Below are 12,639 nucleotides of genomic sequence, written 5' to 3'. Positions count from 1 at the left end.
CGGGTGGTGCGGCGGCGGGTGGCGGGCTCTTCCATGACTGGCTCCCCTGCTGGTCGGAAGGAGCACAGTCGAGCACGGGCCCGGGGGGCGCGGGAAGGCGTGCGGGGCGGGCGCGTCCACCCGGCGCGCGCCCTCCGCAGACCGCCGCACCGCACCCCGCCACCGGACAGCGGGCGGCCGGCCCGGCGCCGTACGGTTCAGTGGAGGCAGAGGGAGGCAGAGGCAGAAGGGGTGGCCGGCCGGGTCCGCGTAGACGCGCCAGTTGGCGTCGGGGCGGAGCTGGTCCGTCCGTTCGAGCACGGTCGCGCCGAGGGCGAGCGCCCGGCGCTCCTCGCCGTCGAGGTCGTCCACGTCGAAGTCGAGGTGGAGCTGCTGCGGGCGATCCTGGCCCGGCCACCGGGGCGGCTGGTATCCGTCCACGCGCTGGCAGGCCAGCGGGGTCCCCTCGAAGCCGTGCACCTCCAGCCAGTCGGGATCGTCGGGGTCCTCGACCACCCGGCCGCCGAGCAGGGCCGCGTAGAACTCCGCCAGCCGTACCGGGTCGGCGCAGTCCAGTGCCACCGCCTGCAGCTTTCTGATCATTTCCGACACCCTGTCCCTGGGTCGTGGTCAGCACGCCTCGTACGGAAGGAGTCGTACCCCCCGCTACGCCCGGCATGCGCCGCGCCGCGCCGGGCCGGCCGGGGACAGGACGGCGGAGGCGAGGTGTTCGCGGAACCAGCGGTGTCCCGGGTCCGCCGAGTTGCGGGGGTGCCAGGCCATGCCGAGGTCCAGGGGTTCCAGGTCCAGGGGGACGGGGAAGGTGCGCACGCCCAGGGCCTCGATCGTGTCGGGGAGCCAGTCGGCCAGGCTGAGCGCGACGAGGTCGGTGTCGCGGGCGAGCATCATCGCGCTCGTGTGGCTGGGTACGACGACGGCGGTCCGGCGGCGCAGGCCGAGTTCCGCGAGGGCGCTGTCGATGGGCCCGAGAGGCGGGAGATGCCGATGTGGTCGGCCGCGGCGAAGCGGCGGGCGTCGATCCGTCCGTCGAAGAGGGGGTGGCCGCTGCGGGCGACCCCGACCAGCGGCATCCGGGCGAGGGGCCGGGTGCGGATCTCCGGGTCCAGGTGTCCGAGGACGCCCAGTTCGACGTCGACCCAGCCCTGCCGGAGCCCGGGACCGCCCTCCACCGCCTCGGGGAGGAAGACCACGTCCACCCGCGGGGCCTCGGCGTGGATCCGCTCGGTCAGGCTCCCGGCCAGCCCCACCAGCAGCAGGTCGGTGGCCTGCACCGTGAACGTGCGCTCCAGGTGCACGGCGTCGAACCCGGCGCCGGGCCGCAGCACGCTGTCGCAGCCGCGCAGCAACCCGGCGACCTCCTCGCGGAGTTCCTCGGCGCGCGGGGTGGGGACCAGCCCCTGGCCGGCCCGGACCAGCAGCGGGTCTCCGACGGTGCGGCGGAGCCGGGCCAGGCTGCGGCTGACCGCCGCGGGCGAGCTGCCGAGGCGTTCGGCGGCGCGGGTCACGCTGCTCTCCTGGAGCAGGGCGTCCAGGACGCGCAGCAGGTTGAGATCCATCAACGACTCTCTCCTGAAGTGCGGTTTTGCGTATGGGGCAATGATTAGCTGTCAATCTTTGCATTGCTGTCCGATCCGCCGGCACCGGAGAGTGGGGATGCCCGCGAAGACGCGTGGCGTTCCCGCTTCACCCCTTCAAGGAGCCGCTGTGCAGCAGTCCCCCCGTGCCGGTCGAGAGGGCGACGTACTGGCCGTCGTCAGCCAGAGCGGACCGGCGGTCTCGTTCTTCGACGCCGCCTCCGACCGCCACCTCGGCGACCTGCCGGTCCCCGCCGAGCCGCACGAGCTGTGCTACGACCCGACGCAGCGACTGCTGTGGTGCACGCTGACGTACCACTCGGGCTACTACCACGCGAACGCCGGCCGGCGCACCGAGCTCGCCGTCATCGATCCCGACAGCCGCCGCATCGTCGAGATCGTCGACCTCGCGCCGGAGCACGGCCCGCACGGGCTGGCGCTGGACACCGGGCGCGGGCGGCTCTACGTCAGCGTGGAGAGCGGGGAGGACCGGCCGGGCGGTGTGGTGGTGATCGACACGTCGACCCACCGGGCCCTCGGCAGGATCGACACGGACGCGCCCGGTCCGCACTGGTTCGCGATCGACCCGGCGGGGCGGACCGGGTACGCCACCAACAAGGAGGCGCCGTTCGTGTCCGTCGTGGACCTCGAACGGGGCGTGCTCACCGCGAAGGTCGAGGTCCCGGGCAGTGAGGGGCTCGCCGTCTCCGCCGACGGCGCGCACGCCTTCGTCGCCGCGCCGTACGCCAGCTTCTCCGGGGGCGCCGGGGAGCGGCCGGCCACCGGTATCCGGGTCATCGACCCCCTGACCGCCTCCGTCGTGGACACCCTGCCCACGGAGAACGTCGTCCTGCCGGTCCACCTGACGTCGACGGGCAAGCTCCTCGCGGGCGAGCTGCGCATGACGGCCGAGCCGGGCGCGCGGCTCGGCCGGCACGCGCCGGGTCTCCTCACCGTGTTCTGCGCGGACACCCGCAAGCGGCTGGGCGAGGTCGAGGTGGGGCTCTTCCCGCTGACCATCTCCTCCTCCCCCGACGGCCGGCTCGGCTACGTGTCCTGCGTCATCTCCTCCACCGTCGACGTCGTCGACCTGGAGACGCTGGAACGCCTGGCCCGGCTGGACATCGCCAAGCTCGGCGAAGCCGGCGCGCACGGCCTGGCGTACGTACCGCGCCCCGCCTGACCGCGGCCGGTGTCAGCGGGCGGTGTCAGCGGGGCACGGATACGGCGGCTCCGGCCGCTTGCTTGCATCCGTTCGGCCCCGTCAGCCCGTCAGCCCGTAGTCCGTCGGATCGCCGGGTCGGGGTGGACGGTCACCTCATCGCCGGTGCGGACGGTCCCCGGCTCCAGCACCTCCAGGTACACGCCCACGCAGGACAGCCGGCCCAGGTCGAGCACCGGCACCCGGTGCTCGCGGGCCACGGCGCGCATGATGCCCACGTCCGGGGGCAGTTCGCCGTGGCCCAGGTTGGGGACCACGCAGCGGGGCGTGGGCACGACGACCCGGAACAGGGCCGGCCCGATCCGCAGGGTGCCGCCCTGCCAGGAGTCCTCGGGGAACCCCGGCCCGCCCGGGAGGTCGACCACCAGGTTCGGCCGGAAGCGCAGGGGGTCGAAGTCCCCCGCGGGGTGGGTGCGCCGGAGGCTGCGCAGGCTGTTGGTGGTGACGAGGTGGACCCGGCCGAAGTCGAAGAAGGTTCCGGCGGCGACCCGTCCGGCGGTGATCGTCCCTCCGGTCGAGTCCACGGACGCCCGCGGCCGCAGGACTTCGGGGAGCCCGCCCTCGTAGTCGGGAACCGCACGCTCGAGGAGCCCCTGTTCCGGCGGCTCGCCCGACACGGCCACCCGGCGCCCCAGCAGGGCCGACAGCCGTGCGTCCAGCTCCGCGCCCCCGGCCGGCAGCACGTCACCGCCGGGCAGCTCCACCCGGGCCGCGCCCGGTCCGGCCGACCTGCTCCGGCAGTCCAGCAGCGCGCCCCACTTGCGCGGGTGCTTCGCGCTGGCGACCGCGCCGGCCTCGTCCAGCACGGCGAACTCCCGGTCCCCGGCCAGTCCTTCCTCCGTGATCCGGACGCTGGTCAGCGCTTCGCCGAGCATGGACTTCACCGGATACCGGCACAAGGCCGTCACAGTTCCCATGGGCCGATTATCCGATCAGCCCCGGCGGTCCATGCAAGATCGCCGGGGCTCCGACGGCCCGGTCAGGCCGTGGTGCGGGTCACCGGGATCCACAGCTGCGCGTCGGAATGCTCCGGCTCGCCGGGATGGGGACGGGTACGGAGGATCTCCGGGCCCGGACGGTACTCGTACGGGTTGGACGGGATCCACTGAGCGGCGACGTCGGCCCACATCTGCTGCAGCGCCTGCGGGAACGGCCCGCTGTTCTCGAACACGGCCCAGGTGCCCGCCGGGCAGTCCAGCACGTCGAGGTCCCCGGGCAGCCCGGCGGCAGCCGCTGCGGTGACCACGCAGTGGTAGTAGTCCAGTTCGCTGCCCTCCTCGAAGCCATCCGACAGCCGCACCGTCGCCGACACCACACCCTCCGGGTCCTGGTCCGAGAAGCCGGCGATCCGCAGCATCGTCTCCGCCGGGATGCTCCGTATGTGCTCGGCGATGTGCGGGTTGACCCCCTGGTAGATCAGCGGGACGCGGGCCTTCCTGCCGACGACCCTGAATGATTCCTTCTCCACGATGCGGTACCGCATGGTGCTGTTCCCTTCGACGGTGAGGCGGAAGGACAGCCGGGGCTGTGAGCTCAGAGCGGCGCCGGTACGCCTGGCCTCGCCGGGGCCGACACCGTGCACGGCACGGAACGCCCTGGCGAAGGCCTCGCCCGAGGTGTAGCCGTAACGGACCGCGATCTCCAGCAGGGTCGGCTCCCCCGCCAGGACCGCGGCCCCCGCGACGGTGAGCCGCCGGCGCCGGACGTACTCCGACAGCGGCATCCCGGCCAGCGACGAGAACAGCCGTCGCAAGTGGTACTCCGACGTGACCGTGATCCGGGCCAGTTCCGACACCTCGATGCGCTGGTCGAGATGAGCCTCGACGTACTCCATGGCCTGGTTCAGCCGCTCCAGCAAACCCCGGCCTCCTTCCCTTCCGATCACCGACCTTAGGAAGCACCAAGCCTGCCGCACCCGACATCCTGTGCCCGCTCCGGTCGGGCCCCCGCCCGCCCGCCGAGCGCGGGGCACCCTGCCGCGCGGCCCGGCAGGTGGTCACCGGCCGCGCCCGCTGACGAGGCGCACCCGACCCTTCGGCGCTTTGCACGGCCCGCCGCACAAGCTCGATTGAACGCGTTCAGTTGAATGCGTTCAAACAACGGGGGGATGATGAGCGTCGACGAGGAGCAGGACCCCACGGCACCCGTCCACGGGCTCCAGAAGGCCCTGGCCGTGGCCGCGGTGGTCATCGCCGTGCCCGTGACGTTGTGGGGGGTTCAGTTGGGCCCGGCGCCCATGTTCGTGGTGACGTGCCTCGCCACGGCGGTTCCGCTGCCGGCCCTCCGCTCGCCGCGGCACTTCGTCGGCACGTGCCTGGCCGTCGGGCTCTCGCTGCTCGGGTGGGGGGTGCTGGGCGTCATGTTCGGGATGGTCGTGTTCTGGCCGTCGGCCCTGGTCCTCCTGCTCGCCGCGCACGCGGACCCGCGCCGGCGCCCGGTCGCCGCCAAGGCGGTCGGCGGCATCGGGGCCGCGATCACCACGGCCGCCCTCGTCGGCTACGCCGCCTTCGCCTGGCACTTCCACATCGGCCCCGCACTGGCCGAGCCCCACACCTTCCGGGCCGTCACCGCTCCCGGGCTCTACCGGGGCGTCGGGGCCGCGGAAGAGCACCTGAAGCCGTTCGGGGCGACGCACGTGTTCGGGACCGAGTCCGACGAGGGCTCCTACCTGGACGTCCGCTTCACCGAACAGCTCTCGGCACCGGGCCGGGAGAAGCTGAGGACGGAGATCTCCCGCCTGCCCGGTATCACCAAGGTCACCCTCTGCCCGGTGCCGACGTGCGGCTGAGGAACCACGGGCGGGGCCGGCGGTCGGCCGTTCTCGCGGTGACCGGGGTGGTGCTCACCGCGTCCTGCGGGCTGGGCGCGGCCGTCCACACGGCGGTGATACCGCAGGAGCAGCTGGTGGGGACGTGGACCAGCCCCAGCGGGACATCCGTGAGTTTCGCGAAGGACCACACCTTCACCGGCACGGGATTCGGCAAGGTCGAGGCGCTGGCCCGATGCGCCCACCCCGAGGCACTGTCCACCGGCCGCTGGGCCTTCTACTCCAGCCGCGGAGACGGCGGCATCCCGGCCCCCGACGAAACGGCCACGCGGGGCAACGACCTCCGGCTGTCGTTCGCCGAGGAACCCTCATGCACGGTGTGGGTCTACCTCTACGGGGACTTCGGCGACGCGAGGGACCCTGCCATGTGCCCGACGACGGACCCGGACGACGGCTGCCCTTCCGGCGGATACCTGAAGCACGAGGAGCCCGCCCACCGCGGACTGGGAGCCGCCGGCGGCCGGGAGGGCGTCGGGAGGTAGGCCATCCGGGCAGATTACGGGTCCACGGGCCCCCGGAGCGCAGGATCCGCCGTCGGCCGGGGCCCGTTCCCGCCTACCCTCCGGTCATGGCCGGCCGGAGCGGGCCGGGCGGGACCCGGCCCGACGGGGAGGAACGCTTTACCTGTTACTGGATGGCATGTTCCGGTCAACACTGCGAGGCTGCGTAGCGCCGTCCCCCGAACCGGGGCCGGCACGTCTCACCACGGCGCCCCGTGCGAGCGGAGCGCCCCCGCGGTCGTCCGCCGGCGCACCCGGCCGGTGCCGGACGGCCACCGAGCAGGCCGGAATCCCGGCCGCCGAGAAGGAGTTACGTGTGAGAGCCACCCCCCACAAGGCCTTCGCCGCCACCCTGGGCGCCGTAGCCGCCGCGCCGGCCGCCGCCGCCCCGGCCCGCGACACCACGTCGCAGACCGCCCCCGCGCACGCCGGCACCGCCCCCACCGGCACCGCCCACCGGGCCGCGGCCTGCACGCCCGCCCAGGTGGTCGCCAACGGCGGCTTCGAGAGCGGCACTTCGCCCTGGAGCCAGTCGCAGACCGGGCTGATCACCAACCGCACGGGCCAGAGCGCCCACTCCGGCGGCTGGTTCGCCTGGCTGAACGGCGTCGGCACGACGCACACCGACACGCTCTCCCAGAGCGTCAGCGTCCCGGCGGGCTGCAGCACCGCCACCCTCAGCTTCTGGCTGCACGTCGACACCGCCGAGCGGACCACGTCGGTCAAGTACGACACCCTGACGGCGAAGATCGGCAGCACGACACTCGCGACCTACTCGAACCTGGACAAGAACACCGGGTACGTACAGAAGTCCTTCGACGTCTCGGCCTTCGCCGGCCAGACCGTGACGGTCTCCTTCACCGGCTCGGAGGACTCCAGCCTCCAGACCGGTTTCGTCGTCGACGACGTCGCCCTCGACACCTCCGGCGGCACGGTCCCGCCCACGGACTCCACCCGTACCCCGGCGGCGCCCGCGTACACCGTGAACCTCAGCAGCGACACGAACGGCTTCGTGTGGACCGGCCATGAGACCGCCTCGTTCACCAACGCCTCCGCCGCTCCGCTGAGCGAGGTGTACCTGAGGCTCTGGGACAACTACCACGGCACCTGCCAGGCGATGCCGATCACCGTCGGCAACGTCACGGGCGGGACCGCCGGCGCGCTCTCGGTCGCCTGCACCGCCCTCAAGATCGACCTGCCGGCCCCGCTCGCCCAGGGCCAGAGCGCCACGATCGGCTTCGACCTGACGATCACCGTACCCAGCGGCGCGGACCGGTTCGGCCACGACGGGGCGTTCAGCAACATCGGCAACGCCCTGCCCGTGCTCGCGGTCCGGGACGGCGCGGGCTGGCACCTGGACCCGTACACCAACAACGGCGAGTCGTTCTACTCCCTGGCCTCCGACTTCAACGTGACGCTGGACCACCCCAGCGGCCTGCTGGTACCGGCCACCGGGACCTCGGTCGACACCCCCGGGACGAGCGGGCGCACGGTCACCACGGCGACCGCCTCCAAGGTGCGCGACTTCGCCTGGGGCTCCGGGCCGTTCAGCAAGATCTCGGGCACCTCGGCCGCCGGCACGCCGATCAACGTCTACTCCGTGTCTCTTATCTCCGTGTCGGGGATCAGCGCGAGCGACGCACAGTCGATGCTGAGCACGGCGAAGACCGCGGTCGACGCCCATGCGGCACGGTTCGGCGCGTACCCGTACGGCGAGCTGGACGCGGTCATCGACAACAACTACTGGTTCGGGGGCATGGAGTACCCCGGCTTCGTCCTCGACCTGGTGAGCACCACGGCGCTGACCCACGAGATCGGGCACCAGTGGTTCTACGGCATCGTCGGCGACGACGAGTACGCGAGCCCCTGGCTGGACGAGGCGTTCACCGACTACGCCACCGACCTGGCGCTGGGCAAGACCGGCACCAACTGCTGGAACAGCGTCTCGTGGGCGTCCTCGGCCGAGAAGATCACCAACTCCATGGCCTACTGGGACGCGCACTCCTCCCGGTACTCGACCGTCGTGTACGGCTACGGCAAGTGCGCCCTGCACGACCTGCGGCGCCAGCTCGGTGACGGCGTGATGGCCAAGCTGCTGAAGGACTACGCGACCTCGCACTGGTACGGCGTCTCGACGACCGCCGAGTTCAAGGCGGCCGCCCAGGCGGTCTCGCCCACGGACCTGACCTCGTTCTGGACCGGGCACCGCATCGAGGGCTGACACCCACGGCACGGTCCGCCCGGGGGCGCGCACCCCCGGCGGACCGATGCCGGTCCCGCCGGTCAGGGCGTCAGGGCATCAGGACGTCAGGGCGGACCCGGCCGGCCCGGCGGCCCGGCCGCGCAGCAGCTTCTTGTCCGGCTTGCCCGCGTCGGTCAGGGGCAGCTCGTCGACGAAGACGATGCTCGCGGGCTCGTACATGGCGCCCTTGCGCTCGCGCACCATGGCGCGCAGCTCCTCCTCGCCGACGTCACCGCCCGGAGTACGGACGACGACCGCGTGGACCCGCTCCATCCGGTTGGCGTCGGGGACCCCGAGGACCGCGCTCTGCCGGACCTGGGGATGGGAGTTGAGCACGTCCTCCAGTTCCACCGTGTACACGTGGCCGCCCACCACCACGATCATGTCCTTCAGCCGGTCCACGATGGTGAGGTAGCCCTCCTCGTCCACGAACCCGATGTCACCGGTGTGCAGCCAGCCGTCCCGCAGTACCTCCGCGGTGAGTTCGGGCTGCTTCCAGTAGCCCTTCATCACCTGCGGGGAGCGGACGCAGATCTCTCCGTGCTCACCGGCCGGCAGCTGGCGTCCGTCGGGGTCGCGGACGGCGACCTCGACGCCCTCCATGACCTTCCCGGCCGTCCGCAGCAGCTCCGGGCGGCGCGGATCGTGGTCCTCGGGGGAGAGCATGCTGATCCCGCCCGCCTCGTTCTGGCCGTAGAACTGGTTCAGTACGGGGCCGAAGCGACGGACCGCCGCCGCGAGGCGGGCCGGGGACGAGGCGCAGCCCCCGTAGGTGAGCAGGCGCAGGCTGGAGGTGTCGGTGCGGTCGACGTCGGGGTGGTCCATCAGCTGGTAGAGGAGCGGCGGCAGCAGGAAGGTGTGGGAGACGCGCTCGCGCTCGATGGCCGCGAGCACGGCGCCGGCGTCGAACCCGTCCAGCAGCACGACGGTGCCGCCGCGCTGCAGCGTGGTGTCCGCCATGAAGCCGGCCGCGTGCGCGAGGGTGGTGCACACCAGGGCCCTGATCCGCTCCTCCCCGGACCAGCCGGGACCGATCGACACCCACTGCCCGAAGGTGGTGCAGATGGCCTTGGGGTGGCCGGTGGTGCCCCCGGTGTGCCGGATCGTGCAGATGTCCTGCGGACGCGCGGCGCCCTGTAAGACCTCGGTGGACTCCGCAGCGGCCAGTGCCGACAGGTCGGTGCCCGGGCCGGTGCCCGTGCCCGGACCGAGGACCAGCACCCGTTCCAGCGGCACCCGCCGGGCCAGGTCGGCGGCCCGGTCGAGGTGGGCGGGGTCGACTATCAGTGCCCGGGTCTCGACGTCCCGGATGATGTCGGCGTGCACTTCGGCCGAAAGCCCGGCGTAGAGGTGGTTCACGGCGCAGCCGAGCAGGCCGGCGGCGTAGCGGGCCGCGATCGTCTCGGGGAGGTTGCCCGCGAGGAGGGTGACGGTCTGGCCCCGACGCACCCCTTGGGAGCGCAGGGCGCGTGCCATGGCGTAGACGAGGCCGCGCAGTTCGGCGGCGGTCAGGCGTCGGTCGTGGTGTACGAGGGCCTCGCGGTCCGGTTCCTTCTCCAAGGCGTCGAGGATCTCTTCCACGTGGCTGCGGAAGCGTCCGGTGGTGTCGTCCATAACCATCCCCATTGGTTGACTTGAGCAACTAGCGGGAGGTTAACGGGCGATGATCCACAAGCCCAAGCCGGACGCCGACATCCGGCCAACCCGGCTCCGGCGGCCGCCCGTCCGGCGGAGGACGGTCACGGACCGGTGCCCGTCGGCGCGTCGGACGGTACCGCCGGGGGCGGTGGCGGCGCCGGCCGGCGGAAGGCGAGCAGGGCCACCGCGGCCTTCACGCCGGTGGAGATCGTCAGGGCCTGCAGGAAGGGCATCCCCATCAGCCAGAGGGCCACCATCATCACCGTGAGGACCAGGAACGCGGGCAGCAGACGGGTCCGTACGACGGTCGCCTTCAGATGCCCCGCCCTGCTCCGGTGCCGGCCGGGTGTCCCGGCACCCGGGCGCGTGAGGGGGCCCCGTTCCTCGGCTCGCGGCATCGGCGGCTGCCCTTCCCTCGCACTCGTCCCCGGCAACGAGCCTCGGGCGGGCCCCGGCGTCCCGCCACCGCTGCCGCCCGGCTCCGCCGCCATCCGGGGCACGGGTTCACCTTGCCGGGGCAGACCGGCCCGCGGCTGCTCTGGCGGGCGCCGGGCGAACCATGATTTATGCTTCTGAGCGGCCACGGGGCGGTGGCCCGTCGCTGTTGCGACAACTGCGGAACGGTCAGTGCGGCCGGTCGGGGAGAGCGGCCTGCGCCGCGGCCGCGGCCCTGGTCCGGACGGGGACCACGGAAGCTGACCATGAAGAGCCTGGGGAATCGAGTGGCCGCCGGAAGGCGTCTCGGTGGTGTGGGGCGCCCAGCCCGCCCGCCCCGCGAAACGAAGACCCCCGGGGAGAAGTGAGGTATGCCAGTGATCTGCGTCGGAGGCATGATCGGGATCGGCAAGACCACCGTGGCCGAACTGATCGCCAAGGAGCTGGGCAGCGAGGTCTTCTACGAGAGCGTGGAGGACAACCCGATCCTGCCGCTCTTCTACACGGCGAGCCCCGAGGAGATCCAGGCCAAGCGGTACCCGTTCCTGCTCCAGCTCTACTTCCTCCAGACCCGGTTCGCCGCCATCAAGGAGGCGTACAAGCAGGGCGACAACGTCCTCGACCGGTCCATCTACGAGGACTGGTACTTCGCCAAGGTCAACCACGACCTGGGCCGCATCAGCTCCCTCGAGATGCAGGTGTACGAGGGCCTGCTCGACGAGATGATGCGCGAGATCGAGGGCCTGCCGTACCGCAAGGCCCCCGACCTGATGGTCTACCTCAAGGCGGACTTCGAGACGGTCCTGCACCGCATCGGGCTGCGGGGCCGGGACTTCGAGCAGGACGAGAGCCTCGTGGAGTACTACCGGACCCTCTGGTCCGGGTACGACGACTGGGTGCACAAGCACTACTCGGCCAGCAGGGTCCTCGTCATCGACATGAACCACACAGACGTGGTGAACAACCCCGAGGACGCGGCCCGCGTGGCGCAGGAGGTCAAGGACGCCCTGGCGACGGGCGAGGGCCGGGACTAGGCCGTCCGGAAGAGACGGCCTAGCGCCGGCTAAAGGGCGCCCGTCAGCAGGATCACGGCGACCGGCGGGACCAGTGCGGCCCGTGCGGTCCAGCGTCCCGCGACGGTCAGGGCGGGCCGGGCCGCGAGCGAGCGGGAGGCCAGCGCCAGGAGCGGGGTCAGCGTCCAGGAGGCACACCACAGCGCCTTGACGACCGCCACGGTCCCGGGGTGGGCGGCCGTCGCCATCGGGGCGAGGCCGCCGAAGAAGAAGGCCACGGGAACCAGGGCGAGCGTCCACGCCGTCGTCCACGGCGACACCCCCTCGGGGCCCGGGACTTCGGCGGGGCGGGAGGCGGTCTGCGGCGGGGGCGTTTCGTGCATGGGCCCAGTTCACCGGCTCCGGACGGGAACCGCCTGCGCGGACGTACTCAGGACACCCCGCGTCACGTACTCATTCCCCGGCCGGGAACGGGTCGCGGGCGCGCTCGTAGCGCTCGTAGACCACGCGGGAGCCGAACGTCCTGGTTTCCAGCAGGTTCAGCCGGATGTCCTCGGTGACGGGCGGCAGGAAGGGCGTCCCGCCGCCGACGACGACCGGGTAGCGGAACATGCGCAGTTCGTCGACGAGGCCCAGCCCGATCGCCGTCGCGGCCAGGCCGGCGCCGCCGATCCCGATGTCCTTGCCGGTCGCCTCCCGCGCCGCGGCGGCCTCCTCGGCCACCGGCAGCCGGGCGAGCCGGGCGTTGCCCCGGACGCTGCCGAGCGTACGGCTGAAGACGGTCTTCGGGAGGGCGCACCAGACGTCGGCGAACGCGGACCTGAGTTCGTCCTCGCGCAGCGAGGGGTCGGTCTCCCAGGGGAGCATGGTCTCGTAGAGCCTGCGGCCGCACAGGAACCCGCCGAGCTCGCCCGTCTGTTCCAGGTGGACGCGGAACTGCTCGTCGTCGGGTCCCGACCAGTCGAACGCGCCCTCGCGGTCCTTGATGAACCCGTCCACCGAGACGCTCATGGAGTAGACCAGCACGGCGTCACCGCCTTCGCAGTGGGTGTGCGGCGGTGCCCCGGCCGCAAGTGCGAGGCAATCACGAAGCCGGCCGCCGGCGCCACCCGGACACACCGAAAGGCCCGGCCGGGAAGTCCCGCCGGGCGTTCGATGCGTCTGGCCTGTGCGCCTGTGCGGCGGCTT

Annotated in this window: 11 protein-coding genes and 2 pseudogenes; 5 read left to right on the top strand and 8 right to left on the bottom strand. The window is 72.4% G+C overall.

The window, feature by feature from the left end; all coding sequences use genetic code 11:
* Positions 1-213 precede the first annotated feature (213 nt).
* Positions 214-582: pseudogene (locus tag VR44_RS22085) on the bottom strand (VOC family protein); the annotation flags it as partial.
* Between the two features lie 63 nt (positions 583-645).
* Positions 646-1,556, bottom strand: a pseudogene (locus VR44_RS22080) (LysR family transcriptional regulator).
* A gap of 148 nt (positions 1,557-1,704) precedes the next feature.
* Here VR44_RS22080 and VR44_RS22075 point away from each other — a divergent pair.
* A complete protein-coding gene (locus tag VR44_RS22075; protein ID WP_045949305.1) occupies positions 1,705-2,757 on the top strand; it encodes a YncE family protein in 1,053 nt (350 codons plus the stop codon).
* Between the two features lie 89 nt (positions 2,758-2,846).
* Here VR44_RS22075 and VR44_RS22070 read toward each other — a convergent pair whose 3' ends face one another.
* Together VR44_RS22070 and VR44_RS22065 are read right to left on the bottom strand one after the other, a co-directional pair.
* Complete coding sequence (locus VR44_RS22070; RefSeq protein WP_045949304.1) at positions 2,847-3,713, bottom strand: MOSC domain-containing protein; 867 nt, start codon at positions 3,711-3,713, stop codon at positions 2,847-2,849.
* Between the two features lie 62 nt (positions 3,714-3,775).
* Positions 3,776-4,654 (bottom strand): AraC family transcriptional regulator, encoded by an 879-nt coding sequence (locus VR44_RS22065; protein WP_045949303.1) that lies wholly within the window; start codon positions 4,652-4,654, stop codon positions 3,776-3,778.
* Positions 4,655-4,903: 249 nt separating this feature from the next.
* Here VR44_RS22065 and VR44_RS22060 point away from each other — a divergent pair, with 249 nt between their 5' ends.
* The 3 genes from VR44_RS22060 (at position 4,904) to VR44_RS22050 (ending at position 8,344) form a co-directional block, all read left to right on the top strand.
* Positions 4,904-5,584 carry a hypothetical protein gene (locus VR44_RS22060; RefSeq protein ID WP_045949302.1) on the top strand — a complete coding sequence of 227 codons (681 nt, stop codon included), beginning with the start codon at positions 4,904-4,906 and terminating at the stop codon, positions 5,582-5,584.
* Between the two features lie 38 nt (positions 5,585-5,622).
* Entirely contained in the window at positions 5,623-6,105 is a 483-nt protein-coding gene (locus tag VR44_RS22055) for a hypothetical protein (RefSeq protein WP_045949301.1), read from the top strand.
* 334 nt (positions 6,106-6,439) lie between these two features.
* Complete coding sequence (locus VR44_RS22050; protein WP_045949300.1) at positions 6,440-8,344, top strand: M1 family aminopeptidase; 1,905 nt, start codon at positions 6,440-6,442, stop codon at positions 8,342-8,344.
* Positions 8,345-8,422: 78 nt separating this feature from the next.
* Here the strand turns inward: VR44_RS22050 and VR44_RS22045 are convergent, their stop codons facing one another.
* Positions 8,423-9,979 carry an AMP-binding protein gene (locus tag VR44_RS22045; protein ID WP_045949299.1) on the bottom strand — a complete coding sequence of 519 codons (1,557 nt, stop codon included), beginning with the start codon at positions 9,977-9,979 and terminating at the stop codon, positions 8,423-8,425.
* Between the two features lie 125 nt (positions 9,980-10,104).
* Complete coding sequence (locus tag VR44_RS22040; RefSeq protein WP_045949298.1) at positions 10,105-10,401, bottom strand: hypothetical protein; 297 nt, start codon at positions 10,399-10,401, stop codon at positions 10,105-10,107.
* Positions 10,402-10,809: 408 nt separating this feature from the next.
* On the opposite strand from VR44_RS22040, the gene VR44_RS22035 reads away from it, so the two are divergent.
* A complete protein-coding gene (locus tag VR44_RS22035; protein WP_045949297.1) occupies positions 10,810-11,472 on the top strand; it encodes a deoxynucleoside kinase in 663 nt (220 codons plus the stop codon).
* Positions 11,473-11,501: 29 nt separating this feature from the next.
* On the opposite strand, the gene VR44_RS22030 is transcribed toward VR44_RS22035, so the two are convergent.
* Both VR44_RS22030 and VR44_RS22025 read right to left on the bottom strand, forming a co-directional pair.
* A complete protein-coding gene (locus VR44_RS22030) occupies positions 11,502-11,834 on the bottom strand; it encodes a hypothetical protein (RefSeq protein ID WP_052713760.1) in 333 nt (110 codons plus the stop codon).
* A 70-nt stretch (positions 11,835-11,904) separates the two neighbouring features.
* Positions 11,905-12,462 (bottom strand): dihydrofolate reductase family protein, encoded by a 558-nt coding sequence (locus tag VR44_RS22025; RefSeq protein WP_211275106.1) that lies wholly within the window; start codon positions 12,460-12,462, stop codon positions 11,905-11,907.
* Positions 12,463-12,639 lie beyond the last annotated feature (177 nt).

The sequence above is a fragment of the Streptomyces katrae genome (assembly GCF_000966975.1).
Classification (GTDB): Bacteria; Actinomycetota; Actinomycetes; order Streptomycetales; family Streptomycetaceae; genus Streptomyces; species Streptomyces katrae.
The sequence above is the reverse complement of the archived record's forward strand: the minus strand, read 5'-3'. Positions and strand labels throughout refer to the sequence as shown.